The organism is Cytobacillus sp. OWB-43, assembly GCF_034651445.1.
GTDB classification, from domain to species: Bacteria; Bacillota; Bacilli; order Bacillales; family Cytobacillaceae; genus Cytobacillus; species Cytobacillus kochii.
Map to the genome: position 1 here is coordinate 453,903 of NZ_JAYEFF010000003.1, position 18,686 is coordinate 472,588.

General features: G+C 36.1%; 16 protein-coding genes. 9 read left to right on the plus strand and 7 right to left on the minus strand.

The window, feature by feature from the left end; genetic code table 11:
* Positions 1-2 precede the first annotated feature (2 nt).
* Positions 3-860, plus strand: a complete 858-nt coding sequence (locus tag U9M49_RS14935; RefSeq protein WP_322910059.1) for an AraC family transcriptional regulator — start codon at positions 3-5, stop codon at positions 858-860.
* 45 nt (positions 861-905) lie between these two features.
* Here U9M49_RS14935 and U9M49_RS14940 read toward each other — a convergent pair whose 3' ends face one another.
* The 4 genes from U9M49_RS14940 to U9M49_RS14955 form a co-directional block, all read right to left on the minus strand.
* Positions 906-2,108 carry an MFS transporter gene (locus U9M49_RS14940; RefSeq protein WP_322910060.1) on the minus strand — a complete coding sequence of 401 codons (1,203 nt, stop codon included), beginning with the start codon at positions 2,106-2,108 and terminating at the stop codon, positions 906-908.
* Between the two features lie 87 nt (positions 2,109-2,195).
* Complete coding sequence (locus tag U9M49_RS14945) at positions 2,196-2,525, minus strand: hypothetical protein (protein ID WP_095370037.1); 330 nt, start codon at positions 2,523-2,525, stop codon at positions 2,196-2,198.
* A 480-nt stretch (positions 2,526-3,005) separates the two neighbouring features.
* Positions 3,006-3,554, minus strand: coding sequence for a hypothetical protein (locus U9M49_RS14950; protein ID WP_095370036.1), 549 nt, complete (start codon positions 3,552-3,554; stop codon positions 3,006-3,008).
* Entirely contained in the window at positions 3,551-3,928 is a 378-nt protein-coding gene (locus U9M49_RS14955; protein ID WP_095370035.1) for a hypothetical protein, read from the minus strand. The genes U9M49_RS14950 and U9M49_RS14955 overlap by 4 nt, the downstream gene beginning before the upstream one ends.
* A gap of 268 nt (positions 3,929-4,196) precedes the next feature.
* On the opposite strand from U9M49_RS14955, the gene purU reads away from it, so the two are divergent.
* From purU to U9M49_RS14975, 4 genes are all read left to right on the plus strand, one after another.
* The gene (purU, locus tag U9M49_RS14960) at positions 4,197-5,096 is read left to right on the plus strand and encodes a formyltetrahydrofolate deformylase (RefSeq protein ID WP_095370034.1); all 900 of its coding nucleotides are present in this window, start codon (positions 4,197-4,199) and stop codon (positions 5,094-5,096) included.
* Positions 5,097-5,327: 231 nt separating this feature from the next.
* On the plus strand, positions 5,328-6,047 hold the full coding sequence (locus U9M49_RS14965) for a DUF5058 family protein (protein ID WP_322910061.1): 720 nt from the start codon (positions 5,328-5,330) through the stop codon (positions 6,045-6,047).
* Positions 6,048-6,059: 12 nt separating this feature from the next.
* The gene (locus tag U9M49_RS14970; protein ID WP_322910062.1) at positions 6,060-6,752 is read left to right on the plus strand and encodes a small-conductance mechanosensitive channel; all 693 of its coding nucleotides are present in this window, start codon (positions 6,060-6,062) and stop codon (positions 6,750-6,752) included.
* A gap of 20 nt (positions 6,753-6,772) precedes the next feature.
* On the plus strand, positions 6,773-8,194 hold the full coding sequence (locus U9M49_RS14975) for an amidohydrolase (RefSeq protein ID WP_095370032.1): 1,422 nt from the start codon (positions 6,773-6,775) through the stop codon (positions 8,192-8,194).
* Between the two features lie 89 nt (positions 8,195-8,283).
* Here the strand turns inward: U9M49_RS14975 and shc are convergent, their stop codons facing one another.
* The gene (gene shc, locus U9M49_RS14980) at positions 8,284-10,161 is read right to left on the minus strand and encodes a squalene--hopene cyclase (protein ID WP_307318010.1); all 1,878 of its coding nucleotides are present in this window, start codon (positions 10,159-10,161) and stop codon (positions 8,284-8,286) included.
* 174 nt (positions 10,162-10,335) lie between these two features.
* Here shc and U9M49_RS14985 point away from each other — a divergent pair, with 174 nt between their 5' ends.
* The 4 genes from U9M49_RS14985 (at position 10,336) to U9M49_RS15000 (ending at position 15,323) form a co-directional block, all read left to right on the plus strand.
* Positions 10,336-11,406, plus strand: coding sequence for a DUF2515 family protein (locus U9M49_RS14985; protein ID WP_322910078.1), 1,071 nt, complete (start codon positions 10,336-10,338; stop codon positions 11,404-11,406).
* 291 nt (positions 11,407-11,697) lie between these two features.
* On the plus strand, positions 11,698-12,888 hold the full coding sequence (locus tag U9M49_RS14990; protein ID WP_095370029.1) for a hypothetical protein: 1,191 nt from the start codon (positions 11,698-11,700) through the stop codon (positions 12,886-12,888).
* Positions 12,889-12,919: 31 nt separating this feature from the next.
* Positions 12,920-14,146 carry a Zn-dependent hydrolase gene (locus tag U9M49_RS14995; RefSeq protein ID WP_416337099.1) on the plus strand — a complete coding sequence of 409 codons (1,227 nt, stop codon included), beginning with the start codon at positions 12,920-12,922 and terminating at the stop codon, positions 14,144-14,146.
* A gap of 1 nt (position 14,147) precedes the next feature.
* Positions 14,148-15,323 (plus strand): amidohydrolase, encoded by a 1,176-nt coding sequence (locus tag U9M49_RS15000; protein ID WP_095370027.1) that lies wholly within the window; start codon positions 14,148-14,150, stop codon positions 15,321-15,323.
* Positions 15,324-15,406: 83 nt separating this feature from the next.
* Here U9M49_RS15000 and U9M49_RS15005 read toward each other — a convergent pair whose 3' ends face one another.
* Positions 15,407-16,687 (minus strand): PucR family transcriptional regulator, encoded by a 1,281-nt coding sequence (locus tag U9M49_RS15005; protein ID WP_095370026.1) that lies wholly within the window; start codon positions 16,685-16,687, stop codon positions 15,407-15,409.
* A 140-nt stretch (positions 16,688-16,827) separates the two neighbouring features.
* Positions 16,828-18,294 carry a sodium/proline symporter PutP gene (gene putP / locus U9M49_RS15010; protein ID WP_095370025.1) on the minus strand — a complete coding sequence of 489 codons (1,467 nt, stop codon included), beginning with the start codon at positions 18,292-18,294 and terminating at the stop codon, positions 16,828-16,830.
* Between the last annotated feature and the right edge of the window lie 392 nt (positions 18,295-18,686).

Sequence of the window (18,686 nt, forward strand, 5' to 3'; positions counted from 1 at the left end):
CTATGAGTTGGGTAACAGATATACAAAAAGCGTTGGATTATATTGAAGCAAACCTGTTGAAAAAATTAAACAGTGAGGAGGTAGCAAAACAAGCGAATACGTCTCCTTTTCACTTTCAACGAACGTTTGCCATTTTAACGGATATGACGCTAGGGGAATATATAAGACGACGAAGATTAACGGGTGCAGCTATTGAGCTTGGTAATAATGATGAGAAAATTATTGATATTGCCCTAAAATATGGCTATGAAACCCCAGAAGCATTTACTAAGGCATTCAAGAAGCAACATCATATCTCACCATCAGAAGTAAAGAAATACCGTGGAAAGTTGAAATTATATCAGCCCTTAAAAATACATGTAACATTAGAAGGAGCGGAACCAATGAATCATACAATAATTTCAAAAGATAGCTTTCAAGTAGTAGGCATAAGAAAGAATTATTCCCTTGAAAACGATGCAAACCTAACAGAAATTCCAAAGTTATGGAATCAAGTGAATCAAGATGGGACTTGTGATCGCTTACTTTCATTAAATAATGGCTCAATAAAAGGTGTGCTTGGGGTTTGCGTGGATCATATAAATCATAGGGAAATTGACTATTGGATTGCTGTCAATCATAATGGGCATTCTACTAGTTTTGAAACAATAACGATACCAGCCTCAACTTGGGCCGTATTTCAAGTGCATGGAGAGATGCCTAAAGCAATCCAACACACGTGGAAACAAATATTCTCAGAATGGTTTCCAACGAGCGGTTATAGACATGCGGGAACAGCTGAGTTAGAGGTATATCCTGAAGATGGTTCCAACCGTAGCAATTTTTACTCAGAAATTTGGATTCCTGTAATCAAAGAGTAGTAAGTAAAAAAAGCTGGGTTGTAATTATGAACCCAGCTAAATGATTTAAGAGATTTGCTTGAGGTTTGTGGTTTCCTGCACAAAAACATTTCTTCCAGCCCCGATCCCACATAAAGTAAAAAGAACGGCAATAGTAATAAGGGCAAAAAATGCTGTATGCCATTGGTGAAAAAGGTCATAAAGAAGTCCAAGTAAGAAAGGACCACATGCTGCCAATAAATAACCAAAAGATTGGGCCATGCCAGAAAGAGAGGCAGCCTGTTCACTGTTCATAGATCGTAGACTCATTAATGCTAATGAATGACTTATCGCAGCTCCTAAAGAAAGACCAATGAGGATAATACTTAGAAATGTGATCACCATATTTGAAGTGAGAAATAACCCGCATAAACCTGTAATAAGGGTTGTACCAATCCCTAACCCAATCCATTTTTGATGTGATAATCTTTCTCCTAAAATAGGAATAAAAAAACTCGCTGGTAAACCCGAGATTTGCATGATAGTTAGCATCCAACCACCCATTTCTAACGTGAAACCTTTTATTATCAATATCTCTGGTAACCATGTGGAAAAACCAAAATAGATAAACGATTGCAACCCCATAAAACCGGTGATTTGCCATGCTATTCCCGACCTAAACAATGTAGAGAATGAAAGGAGAGGAACAGGGTTTTTTTTAGGTGTCTTTTTAATAAATGGTATCCATAGAAGACAAGCAAGTAAAACAGGGATTACCCAAATTAGTAGACTGGTTTTCCATGCAATCCCATTGCTAGAAAGTGTTCCACTAATACCTGGTGCAAAGCCAGCAAATACCCCCATTGCTAACGTATATATGCCAGTAATTAGCCCTATTTTTAATGGGAATTGTGCTTTAACAAGACTTGGGAGTAACACGTTACAAATACCTATCCCTAACCCGATCATGAAGGTACCAAGAAATAGTATGAAAATAAAATTAGTAGAGCGCATGAAGACACCTAGACCTATCAGTGTTAGACCGCAGAAAAGCACCCTCTCAATTCCCCATTTTTTTGCAAAAAAAGGAGCAAAGGGGGAGATAGCTGAAAAGGCTAATAAAGGGAGCGTGGTTAGTAAACTCACTGTACTCGTATTAAACTGCAATTCATGTTGTATGTCACCAATAATGGGGCCAACTGAAGTAATCGCAGGGCGTAAATTGAATGCAATTGTGATAATCCCTATAAAAATAAGTATATTCCTACCTTGATCGCTTCTATCTGTCATAATTAACGCCTCTTTTCAAGTAATCCAAGACGCGTTAATTATAATGAATTTTCTGATATTTGTATAGGGCAACGAAATGTTTATCTATTATTTCTTTGTCTTAGGTGGTAATTGGAGGCTTCGTAACAATTGGGTCTCTATACTATTCTGAACAGTATGCTCGATGAAGAAATCACTAATCATTTTCTTATACTTCTCGTCTTCAAACATTTTTTTATTTTGCAATTCCATCTCGGCGAGTCCTTCATATATGGCAATGAGGCAATAGGTATGGTCATTACCGGAAATAGGGCAGAGAATTTCAACCTCGTGACTGTAGTTTTCGTTGCGAAAGCTTTTGATATTAGCGAGATTTTGTATGCCTTCTTGAAAGTTTTCTTGTTTTAGTTGAAATGATTGATATACATAAATACTCATAATGAACATTCCCCAATCTTCTTTTATCAATTTAAACTTCACTCATTTTTGGTCGATATAGAATGATATAGGAGTATTTTGACATTAATATATCACGATTATTCATTTTCTTCTTAGAAACTTAAGCAACGTTAGAGAGTTATGTAGCTTTTGCTCTATTTTTTATCGAAATATCTTTATAAGTAAAGGAAAGTCGACTTTTGCTCAATTGAAGAATTTATGCTTTATGTAAGTGTAAATCGAGTTTGTGCAGCTAACATTGTAGAATGCATAATTGATGACTGAGCAAATCAAATTTGCGCAGCGATCTTTCCGATTTTTACACATGATGACCGACAAATTGAATATGAGAAGTTAACTATCTGAAATCGCTCTGATTGGTATGAGGAAACAGTTGCTACTCACTATTTGTTTATGAAGGAAGAGTTAGGAAGGCAATAAAAAAGCACCTGATGACATCAGGTGCTTTTCCCATGATGGTTATTTCTTAAATACCTTATTTACAAGTTCGTTCATTGACATGTCACTATTTACTTCAAAAGTCCCTGGACGTAGATCATTTTCTAGACCCTTTTTCTCTACGGCATCAAAGAAGTCTTTACCATTTTTAATGATTTTTGCAGACTCAAGTGCATTACCGACGTCGATACTAGTCATACCAGAGGTAACTGTGAGCATCGTACGGTAAACAGCTTTTTCATTTTCATTTTCTTTTGCATCGTTAAGTTGCTTTTTTAGCTTTTCATTTTCTTCTTTAACAGAAGCGATATCTTTCATATCTTTATTAATATTGTTCCATTCTTCTTCACTATGAATAATAAATCCTTGAGATTGTAAGGCTTCTTCCATCTCTTCAGTACTAAGTTCTTCTTTGGTTGCTTCTGCGGGTTGATCGACTTCTTCTGTTGCTTTTGGCTCGGCAGCTTCTGTTTGTTTGCTTTCGGCCGGACTAAGGAAATAAGTAATCCCGAGAATGACTGCTGCGACAATTAAACCACCAGCAAAGCTGCGCATCGTTTTCTCACTCATTGAGCTACTTTACTCCTTTCCGTACTACGTTTTTCGTATGGAGCTAGTAGGTTATTCACTTCTTGTAATGACATCTTTAGTTTTTGAGCGATGCTTTCGTTGGAGTATCCTCTTCTATGTAGGTCAATCATTTCACGTAGAAGTAATCTATGATCCGATTGTACTTCAGATGTACCTGCTTCTACCGCTGTTATCTCAGCATCTATTTCCATGAATTTTACTTTTTGCTGTAGTTGGTGAATTTCATCCATTAAGGAAAAAGAAACCTGGTCAATATGTTGTTCTTGTTCTGATTTCGATTGTTTACCCTTAACAAATGATAAAATGAGCAACACAACAGCTGCACCAAGTAAAATGGCTAATACCCATTCCATCTTATAATTCCTCCTTATATGAAACTATTATCCTGTGATTTTATAATTATACCTTCCTTTTTGTCGAAATACGATTATTTATGTCAAAAATGCCACTAAAGTCATATTTTTGTAACATAAAAACACAGGTTGCATGCTCCTATTATAGTATAAGAGAATGGGGTCTAAATTCAAGCAATGTACAATGAGTGTGTTTTTTTTTGCAAAAGGTTTGCGTCTTTATGAAAGAAAAGGTTAAAATGCAATAAATAGTTTGAAGGAGTGCAACATGAATACATTATTTAATAATCAAGCAAAAGTTTATAAAGAGAAAAATAAAAACAGGGGTCGCTTGCTCATCAAATGCCCTGATCAACCAGGGATTGTCGCCCACATTTCGAAGTTTTTATTTCAACACCAAGCTAATATTATCGAATCCAGTCAATATTCCACTGATCATGAAGGTGGCAACTTTTTTATGCGCATTGAATTTGAGTGTCCTGAACTTCCACAAAAATTTGGACAAATGAAAGAGTCATTTATAAATGTTGCTCAAGATTTTGAAATGGAATGGAAGTTACAACAAAATAGTGAATTAAAAAGAACGGCAATCTTTGTTTCAAAGCAGCTCCATTGTTTAAGAGAGATACTATTAGAATGGCAGAATGGCGACATGATGATGGAAATTCCATTAGTTATCAGTAACCATCTAGAGGCAAAAGAAATTGTTGAGTCATTAGGAATTCCTTTTTACCATATCCCTGCTTCGAAAGAAAATCGTGAAGAAGTGGAAACAAAGCAGCTACAATTACTTGAAGAGTATAATATAGATGTTGTCATTCTCGCTCGTTATATGCAAATTTTGACATCTCGATTTGTTTCTGCTCAAGCTAATAAAATCATTAATATTCATCATTCGTTTCTACCGGCATTTGTTGGTGCGAAACCATATGATCGTGCCTATGCTCGCGGAGTGAAGATTATCGGTGCAACTTCACATTATGTAACCAATGATTTAGATGAGGGGCCGATTATCGAGCAAGATATAAGTCGAGTTGATCATAGGGATGAAGTAGAGGACTTGAAGAGAAAAGGAGCCTCAATCGAACGCAGTGTTCTAGCGAGAGCAGTAAAGTGGCATCTTGAAGATCGCGTGATTGTATATGGTAATAAAACCGTTGTTTTTTAAAAATAAATCGTAATACCTAAATCGGGGAGTTTTCCTCGATTTTTTTATTCTAATAAAACGATGAAAGCGTTTTATTGTTCAAAAAGAATTATTAAAGTAAGTAAATATCCTTATCTTTGCGGAGTTTTAATTGTTAGATTTCCTTACATCATAATTGACAGCTTGTATAAATTGTTTTTCAATATAACTATCATAAAAAAACAGAAAATTATAAATTTTAGGAGGATGATGATGGAGGAGGCAATAAAAATAGCAAGCCATCCAGTTGTGTGGATTATCTCACTTACAGTCATTGGTGTAGTCATTTTCCAAGGAATTAAATTTATTCAAATGGCAAAGAAAACAAGTGAAAGTGTAGGTCTAAGTAAGCAAGATGTTAACAGCGCTTTAAAAGTTGGGATGATTAACGCAATAGGTCCTTCATTTGGGATTGTGGTTGTAGCTGTATCTTTAATTACTTTACTAGGTGACCCTTTAACATTAATGAGAATAGGCATTATAGGTTCTGCTGCTACTGAATCGATGGGCGCTAATTTGGCTGCAACCGCTTATGGAACAGAACTTGGATCTGAAAGTTTTACTGCAGAAGCGTTTGCAACTGTCGCATGGGTTTTATGTATTGGTGGATGTGGTTGGCTACTCTTTGTCTTCTTATTTACTAAATCATTAGCAAAGATTGAAAGGAAAGTATCAAATAAACAACAAGCAGATGGCAAACTCCCCATTATGATGATTGTGTCAAGTGCTGCTATGCTTGCGGTTTTTGGTAACTTTGTTGCAGGTGAAATATTCAAAGGGGTGGAAACAGCTATTGTTGCTTTAACAGCGGCTGCTGCGATGCTAATCGTGAGTTTTATTGCAAATAAAAGTCATCAACTCAAATTTTTACATGAATGGTCATTAGGTGTATCGATTATTGTTGGTTTAACAGTTAGTTATTTTGTCCTTTAAGGAGGGAAAAGTATGGCGGTTTCCGAAAGTAATATAGCAGCTAAAAAAAATGAGGTGATTCATTCATATGAAATGTATACTTTTCATCAAAAATCACATTTCTGGGGACGCCTAACTATTGGGTTGGTCATTGTATTGACTATCTCACTTCCTCTATATCTATCCTTTGTATTAGGTATACATCCCGGTTGGCAACCAATTATTACTGGGTTGATAGCTTATGCTGCCGCCATCGGGTATGCCTGGTTTATGGAGCCAATATCATATTATCCAACTTTAGGGATATCTGGTACCTATCAAGCCTTTTTAACAGGAAATATTGCTAATATGTGCTTGCCTTCTGCTGCGGCAGCTCAAAATGCTGTTGGTGCTGAACCTGGAACGAAAAAAGGTGAAATTGTTGCGGCTCTTGCAATAGGAGCAACATCATTAATGAATATGGCCATATTAATTTTCATTATTGTTTCTGGATCTTATCTCGTATCAATTATTCCGGAATCGATTCAAGGAACATTTATATATATTGTTCCTGCTATTTTTGGAGGTATATTTGCGCAGTTTGCCCTTAAGAAGCCGTTATACGGAGGTATTGCATTATCAGTAGGATTATTTTTAAATCTAATACCTATTCCCACTTTTTTTAAAGGAATTATCTGTATCATCTTAACTATCATCATTTGTATATCATTAGAGAAAAGAAAGTAATTATAAAGGAGGAATTTATAATGATCAAAGAAGAACTTATAGATTGGATAAAAAATAAAGAAGAATTTTTTTCAGATATGGCAAAAGATATATGGAATCATCCACAAGTTGCTTATGAGGAAGAATACGCATCGAATTTACAAAAACAAGTCTTACAAGAAGCAGGGTTTGACATTCGAGAAAACGTAGGAGGAGCACAAACAGCATTCGTTGCCGAATATGGAAGCGGGAAGCCTGTTATTGGAATATTAGGAGAATTTGATGCCTTACCAGGACTTTCACAAGCGGTATCTACAAACAGGGAAGAGATTATTAGTGGTGGACCTGGACATGGATGTGGACATAATTTGTTAGGAACCGCTGGTGTGGAAGCTGTTATCGCGATGAGCGAAGCAATGAAAACGAGTGAAATAAATGGAACGATTCGTTATTATGGATGTCCTGCAGAAGAAGTTCTTTCTGGGAAAACATTTATGGCAAGAGAAGGAGTATTTAATGATTTAGACTGTGCATTAACTTGGCATCCAGGTGTAGCGAATTTTGTTGTCAATATGTCAATGCAAGCAATGGTTTCGGTAGAATATCAATTTAAGGGAATAACTGCTCATGCTGCTGGAGCTCCGCATGCAGGGAGAAGTGCATTAGATGCCGTGGAATTAATGAATGTTGGAGCAAATTATATGAGAGAGCATGTATTAGATGGCTCAAGGATACATTATGTCATTACTAATGGCGGCCTTGCACCTAATATCGTACCTGATCAAGCAAGTGTATGGTATTATTTGCGTGCAACTACGAAAGAACAAGTAGATAGTATGTTCAACCGATTAGAGAAAATTGCACAAGGTGCAGCACTAATGACTGAAACAAAAGTTGAGCATCAAGTGAAGGCATATGCGTACAATGTCTTGCCTAATGACACACTTAATAAGGTAATGTTAAAAAATATGGAAGGTGTGTCTTTTTCATTTAATCAAGATGAATTAAATTTTGCAGAAAAGTTGGTAGCAACAGTTGATAACGAAGTTGTTGAAATGTCCAAGAAGCAGTTCGGTATTGAACTAGAAGATCTATTACCAACGGATAAAAATCATTTCAAACATTTGAAAGGGCAATGTATAGGGGGATCAACAGATGTTGGTGATGTAAGTTGGATTACACCTGTAGGTCAAATCATGACAACTTGTGCACCAGTTGGTGTTCAACCCCATTCTTGGCAAGCTACAGCTTCTTATGGGTCCTCCATTGGACTGAAGGGGATGCATTTAGCAGCAAAATCAATGGCATTAACTTTATTTGATTTATTGACGGATACAAATTTAATCGATGTGGCAAGAGAAGAGTTTGTTAAAGAGACTGCTGGAAAGAAATATGAAGCAGCAATTCCTGATGATTTACGACCACCATCGTTAAAAAGCATGAAAGAATTAGTTCGTATGTAGCAGGGAAGTTGATTGGATAGGAATTATTGTGTAGATAAGCCTTAACAATATTCATTAGAATTGCTAAGGCTTTTTTTGTTTTGATTTCCTCATTCCTCTCCATATTTCTCACGATAATGTGATAAGGCTAAAAGAGGGAAAATGTAACGGTAACTGTGATAATGAAAATAAATCGCACCAGCGAGGCCTTGCCCTGCTGGGTAGTCTTCGCTCCAATCGTCATTGTCCAAAGATGTGAGGAGGTATTTTATGCCTCTTTTAATTGTCTCATCTGGCTTCTGACTTACCGAAATTAATGCATCTATGGCCCATGCAGTATGTGTGAGCGTACTATCACCTAATGGAATATATTTTTTTTGTTTATCACTTAAAGCGGATTCCCCATAACCTCCATCAGCATTTTGAATGGATCGTAGCCAGCTTGTAGCCTTCTTGATCATTTCACTTTTATTATCATATGCAATTGCTGATAATCCCGTAAGAGCTGCCCAAGTCCCGTATATATAGCAAATGCCCCATCTGCCATACCATGAACCGTTCTTTTCTTGGTGTGTTTTAAGCCATTCAATACTTTTGTCGAAATGAGAATGTTGGTGTGGCATTTGTGTGTAATTGCCTAAAAACTCCATGGCTCTTCCTGTTAAATCGGCACTGCTTGGATCGGTGAGAATAAATTCACTATCTTGGATTGGTACTAAAGCTAGTAACTTATTATTGGTATTCTTTTCAAAAGCTGGCCAACCGCCATCATCATTTTGCATGGAAACGAGCCAATTCACGCCTAAATTCCAAGCCTCTTTTATGTTATCATCGATTTTTGCAGAGTTTGTAATTGCACGAAGAGTGGCTGAGGTATCATCAGTATCTGGCTGAAAAGTGTTAATGTTAGAAAATCCCCAAGCTCCTGGTTTTGTCTTGGGATTATGAATGATCCAATCTCCAAATTTATATTGTTGTCTACTAAGTAAATAATTAGTTGCTTTCTTTATCATTGGATCATTTGGTGTTAATCCAGCTTTTTGTAAAGAATAACTGAGCAAGCTTGTATTCCAAACAGAAGCAGTAGTGAATTGGATATGTGTATGACCCTTTACTTTTGTCTTGAATCCGTATAATCCTTTTACCGCATTCTCAATTAACGGATCATCTTTTTTATGTCCTAATGAAAGTAATGCAAACACCATTAAAAATGTCGAGCTAATATAGCCAAATAAGGTCCCGTCAGGTTCTAGGTGATTCATCATATATTGTTTTGCACGGCTCATACTCAGTTGGTGTAACTCTTGTGGTAGGCCTATAATTTTCTTAATACTTGATTTGATTGTTTTGTGTATGGTTCGCCATTCAGAGGAACGGGACCAACTAAAATTTGCTTCCTCTCTCGAAGTGAACAGATCTGATAAATCTGGACTGCTGGCTGTTCGAAAACGAAACTTCTTTTCTGCGATAATCATAATGGGAACTATATTTGCTCTGCCGTATACGGAGATGCTATAGAAATTAATTGGCATGATAGGTTGGATGAGCATTAGTTCAATTGGTAGGGGAAAGAACTTTGGCCATTCATACTGTCCTGTGATGGTAAGAATCAGCTTGGTTAGGAAATGGGTTTCCTCTATGCCACCTTGTTGTAAAATGAATCGTTTTGCTTTTTTCATTCGATCATCTTTTTTATCGATATAACCAGAATACAACAATGCATGATATGCCTCGACAGTTAAGGAAAGACTGCCTCCTCTTTCATCGTAATAATGTTTCCATGCTCCGTTTTCCTCTTGTTTACTTAGTATCCTTTTAACCAATTGTTTTATCATCTCTTCATCATCAATTTCCAAACTTCTTAATAAAATAATCATATACGTATCAGTGGATATACTAGATTCAAAAGGATATTCCCAAGTACCCGAAGTTGTTTGGTCAGCTCTTAAAGTAGTAATTAAATGATTGATTCCATTTGAGACCTTCATGATATTCACCCTTTTCGTTACTTTTCCTAACAATGTAAGCAATATTAATACATGAGTATTCATTGGACAAAATTATCATTCATAATGGTGGTGTTTTCCATATTTTTAATTCATAAATGGCGAAGAAAAAGCTTAAAATCATCTATTACTAGGAGAAAGCTAAAAAAAGAATTAGTGACCTTACTAAAGAAAAACAAGCAGAACACAATAAATGAACTTAATCTTGACGAACAACAGATCCTAGAAAAGATAAACCAACAAACAACAGCTTGTAATCTCAATAATGTGACAAGAACAAATGCTTATCTCGCGTTTTATTTGAAATACCCCCAAGTGCATTGGGCTTTGCTAGCCCATTTCGTCTCCAGAAATGCGGGTTGGAATATGACAGATTTAAAGGGGGATTTATTATCAAAGATATTAAGTGAGACAGAACAGAATGCGTTCTTTCAATTTATGGAACGAGCCAATTGGTTGATTTTTCAAGATGCATATCCACAGTTATTGCTATACGAGGAAAGTGTCAGACAAAGTAAGCCGTTATTTCATTTGCTCTCTCATTTAGGAGTTTCTTCATTTATGCAAGCCGTATGGTCCATTTTTTGGCAGCAAAAGCAATCACATATCCTTACACATGCGCTTATTATTAATGAACAAAACTATATAGAAAAAAGAGTGGTACAAAACCCAATTTTTAAAGAAGAAGTGACTTCAACACTTGAGTTCAAATTACAAGATGTTTTTGCTTTTAACTATATTCTTTTTCCGTATCAGACGTATGGAATATCACAGTTAAAAGGGTTAGTTGTTCATTTATTTACAAAGTTGAATCAGAGAATAGAATTAGGGTATAAATTGTACACACTTCTATACGAAAACCCTTCTCAACTACGAAGCTATGTGAAGTGGGCGAACCAACATCCCCATACAGGGTCAAGAAGTGATTACTGGAGGAATGTCTATTGCGTCGTTCAGGAGGGAATACCGACAAAAACCTATAAGCCAAGAATTGCAGATGGTCATTTAAAAAGCGGTGCGAAAAAGTTATTTAGTCCTGTGCTTGTTCATGTATGGAAAGATACTAGTCATAAGAAGCCGGAGGTAGAAGATTGGTTTCAGAATGAGGGTATAGTAAAAATGCTATTTAAAGAAATGAATGTAAAAGATCATAACGTGAAACTGGCGTATATGAAATCCTTAGAAAGATTGGAGCTAGCAGTTGCTGCGAAAAGTTTATTATCGTAATGCAAAGACATACCTTTTTAATTCAGAGGGTATGTCTTTTTTTTGTACAACAATTTTAAATCTTACCATGCCTAGTAGTTTGACAGTAATCGTTTACCTTAACTTATGTTGAAGAGAAGGGATGAACTAGTTAACAATTATATGCTATTTAAGTGAATTTATAGAAATAAAAGCGCTTTCAAATAAAAAGATTATTAAAAATAATAATAAAAGACAAAATGTTCTTTTAATTTAAAAAGGAGCGTGATACTATTGTAAAATATCAAAATCGAATTTAAAGGAGTGGCATGTATGTCTCAGCTAATGGCTTTTGTAATTGTAATTGGAATTTTATTTATTGGGGATGTGGTAGCTACCAGAACAAAGGCATGGGTGCCATCCATGTTTATATGTGCTTCACTATTTCTCCTTGGATATTGGACGTTCTTCCCTACGGATATTGTTGAAGTGGCTGGTATCCCATCGTCTGTAGCAACATTATTAATGTATTTGCTCATTACTAATATGGGTACATTGCTTTCTTTACGGGAATTAAAGCAGCAGTGGAAAACGGTAGTGATTGCTCTTTCTGGAATCTTAGGCATTATTGTCATTTTATTTACAGTTGGTGTACTACTTTTCGATTTTCAAACAATGGTAGTGGCTATTCCACCACTTGTTGGTGGTGTAGTATCGGCATTATTGATGTCAGACGCAGCTGCCGAAGCGGGACTTGTATCATTATCCGTATTTGCCATTGTTATTTACGTTATGCAAGGTTTTGCTGGTTATCCACTGACATCCTTTGTCTTGAAAAAGGAAGGGAAAAAGCTTCTTCAGCAAGTACGTAAAGGGGAATTGAAAATAAAGGATTCTGTCGAGGAGACAGCAGCCACAACTGAAGAAGTAGAATTAAAGTTGTTTAAATGGCTACCTGAGAAGTACAATACAGACTTTTTTAAGTTTTTCCGTCTAGGTATAGTTGCTTTCTTTGCCTATCTTGTGTCAACTGTATTAACCCCGGTCGTTTCAATTAGTCCGTTTGTCCTCTGTTTATTATTTGGTGTGATTGCTACAAGTTTTGGATTTTTAGAGAAGCAGTCGTTACAAAAAGCAAATGGGTTTGGTTTCGCAATTATGGCATTGATGTTATTTATCTTTGATGGACTAAAGCAAGCAACACCAAGTATGATGCTAGAAATAATTTATCCTTTAATTGCAACAATCGTCATTGGTGTAATCGGTATGTATATTTTCTCAATGATCGTCGGTAAAATTCTTAAGGTAAGTAAAGAGATGGCCTTTGCTGTATCTTTAACCGCATTATACGGATTTCCAGCAGATTACATTATTACCAATGAAGTAATTAAATCATTAACAGATGATGAAGAGGAAAGAAATATCCTCACTAGTCATATGTTGCCACCAATGTTAGTGGGCGGGTTTATAACCGTCACGATCGTCTCGGTTATTTTAGCAGGTCTATTTGTCCAATTCTTATAAATTCGCAATCGAAATGAAGGAGTGATGAATGTTGAGTAATGTATTAACTCGAATTGATCAACATATAAAAACACTTGGTAAGTATACAAGTACGCCCGGAAAAGGTACAACGAGACTTACTTATTCAAATGAAGATTTACAAGCAAGAAACTATTTGAAGGATGTCATGAGAGACTACGGATTAACTGTATCGGAAGATGGTGTAGGGAACATTTTTGGTAAATTGGCTGGAGAGGTGAATGGACCAAGCGTTTTAATCGGCTCTCATTTTGATTCTGTTCCACATGGTGGTGATTATGATGGCCCTGCTGGGGTGGTAGCTGGATTGGAAGTGGCAAAACTATTCCAAGAGAATGGCATTAAACCTAAGTATCCATTGGAAGTTGTGGCACTAGTAGAAGAAGAAGGGTCAAGGTTTGGTGGCGGGTTAATGGGATCTAGAAGTATAACAGGTAAGCTTACAGACCAGACATTTAGAGAGTTGGCGGATTCACAAGGAGTTTCCACAGTTGAAGCGATGAAGAGTATTGGTTTGAACCCAGACCTCGTAAAGAAGCGTGACAGAGATACGATGAAGGCGTACTTAGAACTGCATATTGAACAAGGACCGATTTTAGAAAATGAGAAGACCTCAATTGGTATCGTAGAAGGCATTGTGGGTTTATCACAATTGGAGATAACAATTAAGGGAAAGGCAGGTCATGCAGGAACAACACCAATGGATGGTCGTGCAGATGCGCTTGTAATGGCAGCACATATGATTGCTAAGCTACCTAAGATTGCTGAAACTTACGGAGAGGGGACTGTCGTTACAGTTGGTAAACTATCAGTCTATCCGAATGGAGCAAATGTTATACCTGGGTCGGTTACATTTACGATTGATTTACGGTCAACAGAAGAAGCTAAATTGAAAACTCTACTAGAGGAAACACAAACTTTTATTCGTCAGTTACAAAGTGAGAAAATATCTATCTCTATTGCAGAACAATTATATATGTCACCAACAATATTAGATGATGAGATGAAGAAGCAATTAGAAAAGGGCTGCGAGAACTATAAAATATCTTATCAATCTATTTTCAGTGGGGCTGGACATGATGCCATGGTATTTGCTGAACAAACGAAGGCGGCTATGATCTTTATCCCAAGCAAAGATGGATTAAGCCACTGCCCAGAAGAATGGTCAGACCATCAAGATATTGAAAAAGCAGTATATGTTTTATTTGAAGCAGCAAAACATCTCACGGAGGTGAACTAACATGAACAACTATATTAAAGAGGCAATACTTGCGAGAGCGAATGAAGTGATTCAATTAAGAAGAAAGCTTCATAGTGAGCCGGAATTATCATGGGAAGAAGTAAAAACAACAGAGTTTATTGCTAACTACTTGGAAGATTTACAAGTTCCATATCGGAGAATGAAACCGACTGGTATAGTTGCTGAAATTACTGGCGGTAAGCCTGGAAAAAAAGTAGCTTTAAGAGCGGATATTGATGCCCTACCTGTAGAAGAGCTAAATACAGAATTATCTTACGCATCACAAGTAGAAGGGAAAATGCATGCTTGTGGCCATGATGCACATACAGCCATGCTATTAGTAGCAGCGGATGTTTTAAATAGTATGAAGGAAGAATTAAGTGGAAGTGTTCGTCTTATTTTTCAACCAGCTGAAGAAGCAGCCAGAGGTGCACTAGCAATGGTCGAGCAAGGAGCAATGACAGAGGTTGATCATGTGTTTGGTATTCATATTTGGTCCCAAATGGAGACAAATAAAATTGCTTGTACCGCAGGACCTCAGTTTGCATCTGCTGATATTTTTCATGTAGCTTTTCAAGGCCAAGGGGGACATGGTGCAATTCCACATGATTGTATAGATGCAACAGTGATGGCTTCTTCCTTTGTGCTGAATTTGCAGTCGATTGTTTCAAGAACAATTGATCCACAGCAAGGAGCAGTTGTAACAGTAGGAAAGCTTGAGTCTGGAACTAGATTTAATGTCATTGCTGAAAATGCTAAACTTGAGGGAACCGTTCGTTGTTTTGAACCTGCAGTTAGAGATCACATAGAGGAGCAATTATCTCACTATGCAAATCATGTTGCTGGTCTATACGGTGGCAAGGCAGTGGTTGAGTATACGAGAGGGACCCAAGCAGTAATTAATCATGAGGAGAGTGCTGCGTTAGTCCAAGAGGTGGCAGTCGACTGTTTTGGCCCTGATGTCCTATTTGATGAAAAACCAACAATGGGTGGAGAAGATTTCAGTTTTTATCTGGATTACGCACCAGGCAGCTTTGCGCTTGTAGGAAGTGGAAATAAGGATAAGGATACCGAATGGGCACATCACCATGGTAGGTTTAATATAGATGAAGATGCTTTAGTAACGGGTGCAGAGCTATATGCACAATTTGCCTGGTCTTACTTATTGAAAGTTTAATAAGCTAGCTTCTGTAATCATAAGTAAATCTTAAATGACAATAAAGAAACCAATCATTCAATGATTGGTTTCTTCTTTTCCATTCATAAAGGATTATTATTGTTTAATCCTGAGTTTTGATGGTTGGCTATAATTGATTGTTTGCGCCTCAGTAATTGTAGGTCTATAAATAATTGGCATCGTGTATTAAAGTCATCAAAATTAATCGTAGTTAATTGATGTATTTTCTTTAATCGGTACTTTAGCGTATTTTCATGAATGAACAATTCTTCTGCTGTAGGCTTGAGACGACAGTTATTGAGAAGGTAAGCTTCTAATGTATCAATATAATTCGTATGATTATTTTGATCCTTCGTCAATAAAATAACTAAATCTTCATTACTATAATTGGTTTGTTTATTATGTTGTTCAATGATAGCTAAATAGCGTAATGTTTTTAGTTTTCGATAATTGATTGGAAGAGACTGTTCCTTATTAAAAAACATAGCGGTTTGTAAAACCTCAAGAGCCTCTGTATAGCTTTGCCTTAATTTATAGATAGAAGAATACTTATTTCCAATCCCAACGACCAACGATGTATCTGCATATTGCAAACGTATTGACTGTACGAGGTGTTCTGCATTCTCTTCTAAAGAAACATCTTGTTGATCATGACTAGCAAGCAAAACAATCATTTCTAAGTGGTAGAAGAAAATATAGGCAGACTGAGTCATATTATTGACAGATAATCTTACCGTATTAATGATTTCTTCAAAGTTTTTATCATCGCCTTCTTCCACCTTAAATACAGCAACAATAAAAGCTTTAGGCAATGTAACCTTTGCTGAAGCTGCCTCTACCTTTAATTGATGTTTCGTTTGGAATGAGTCTTCGATGACTTTTTCATAAAAATAATGATCTTCTTCAACCTTACCATCTTTAGCGAGCTTGTCACGATTAAGCAAGAATGCGATATGAGAAGAAGCGGCATCCAGGAACGCTAACTCTTTTTCTTTTAACTTAGGTGCTGTTTCTTGTATCCATATATAACCGTAAATGTCATTTTGATAAATAGCGGAAACAACAACCCGTTTATTCAGTGAAATATCTTTCATTGCTTTTATACGAAAAGGTTTCTTATGCTTAGTTAACTGATCAACGATACCTTCATCTGTAAATCTTTCAAAGATTGAGATGGGCCATTGTTTATTAAAGATGGTTTGCTTATTCACTTCATCATAATCCTCGGTAAAATAAGAACTATAGGCAATTAAAGAAAACTGTGCATCTTCAATAACAACAGGTTTTTTAAGTTGGATACTAATCATTTCGGCTATTTCTTCTATATTGGTAGAGGATTCTATTCTATCTAATTGTAAATCCATGCTTTTATCCTCCTTACGATGGACATTCAAGTCACATACCCCATATTATATTAAAAAAGACCTATGAAAGCCAATAGTATAAAAAAGAGCAAAAAAAAAAGACCTAGGCAACTCGCCTAGGACTTTTCACTCTCTAGAAATTAAGATTTAATCACTCGTTGATATTCATCGAAATCTTCTTCCACTTTTTTAGGTGGTTTGCTCGTTAAAAGGCTAACCACAATTATAGCTAATAAGCTGATTAGGAATCCTGGAATTATTTCGTAAAGGGTATCAGATAAACCTGCTGCTGACCAAATGATGACTGTCGCAGTTCCGAAAATCATACCAGCTAGTGCACCCCAACTTGTCATACGCTTCCAATATAAACTAAGTAATACTAAAGGTCCAAATGCAGAACCAAATCCAGCCCATGCATAACCGACAAGATCTAAGATCGTAGAATTCTTTTCCCAAGAAAGATATAAAGCAATTACCGAGATAATTAAAACTGACAATCTACCGATAAATACCAACTCTTTATCAGTGGCCGATTTACGTAAGAAGGAATTATAAATATCTTCAGTAAGAGAGCTTGATGTTACTAATAATTGAGATGAGACAGTACTCATGATTGCTGCCAAAATCGCTGCAATAATAAACCCAGTAATTAATGGATGGAATAAAATCTCGCCTAATAGTATAAATACTGTTTCTGGATCATCGATTGAATATTGAGTATTATTGAAGAAACCAATCCCAACGAAGCCAATAAACATGGCACCAATAATACAAAATACCATCCAAATCATACCCATCCATGTTGCCTTTTTCACGTCTTTTACTGATTTAATAGCCATAAAACGAACAATGATATGAGGTTGACCAAAGTATCCAAGTCCCCATGCTAATAATGAGATGATCCCAAGAAATGAAGTTCCGCGAAAGACATCTAGTAGAGCAGGGTCAATTTCTTTTGCTGTATCAACAGCGACACCTAAGCCACCAATCTCAGTTAAGGCAACAATTGGTACTAATACTAAAGCGATAACCATAATTAAACCTTGAACTAAATCAGTTAAACTAACAGCAAGGAATCCTCCAAATAAAGTATAAGCAATTGTTACCCCTGCAATAATTAAGAGTCCAGTATGGTAATTAAGGCCGAAGATACTTTCAAATAAGACGCCACCAGAAACCATCCCGGATGATACATAAAATGTAAAGAATACTAAAATAACAACACCGGAAACCATTCGCAATATTTTGGCTTTTTCGCCAAAACGATTTTCTAAATATCCTGGAATAGTAATAGAGTCATTCGCAATTTCTGTGTACACACGTAATCGTGGTGCCACATAAATCCAGTTTAATAAGGCCCCAACTGTTAATCCTACAGCAATCCAGCCCGAACTTAACCCTGTGGCAAACATAGCACCAGGAAGACCCATTACAAGCCAGCCACTCATATCTGAGGCTCCGGCACTAAGTGCAGTTGTTAATGGTCCTAAATCTCGTCCACCTAGCATATAATCATTTAAATTAGATGTTCTTTTATAGGAGTAATACCCTATATAAAGCATACCTAGCATATAAATTGCTATAGATATTATAATTCCTGTTTCCATTCTTTTTCTCCTTCCACATTCCAATACAATTTTTTCTAGTTTAATAATTAACATTCCAAAAAAAGAGGGAATTTATTTATATAGAAAAGACAATAAAAAAAAGACGTACAAATAGGGCTTCTCCCTCAAAATTTTTTTAGAAAGTCAATTATAGTAACTACCCAAATGCTCACCTTATTAATCATATATTTTTATATGAGCTATATCAATATATTTTCAACACAATGATATGGTCATTCTTTTGTCCCATATAGACAAAAGAAGATAATATTTAGTATATTAATGGATTTGTGTACTGAATTTTTAAAATATTTTATTTACAATGCAATATATTTATATTTTAATAGTAATATAGTTTTGAAAAATGAATTAATTTCTCGGGGGGCAAGGAA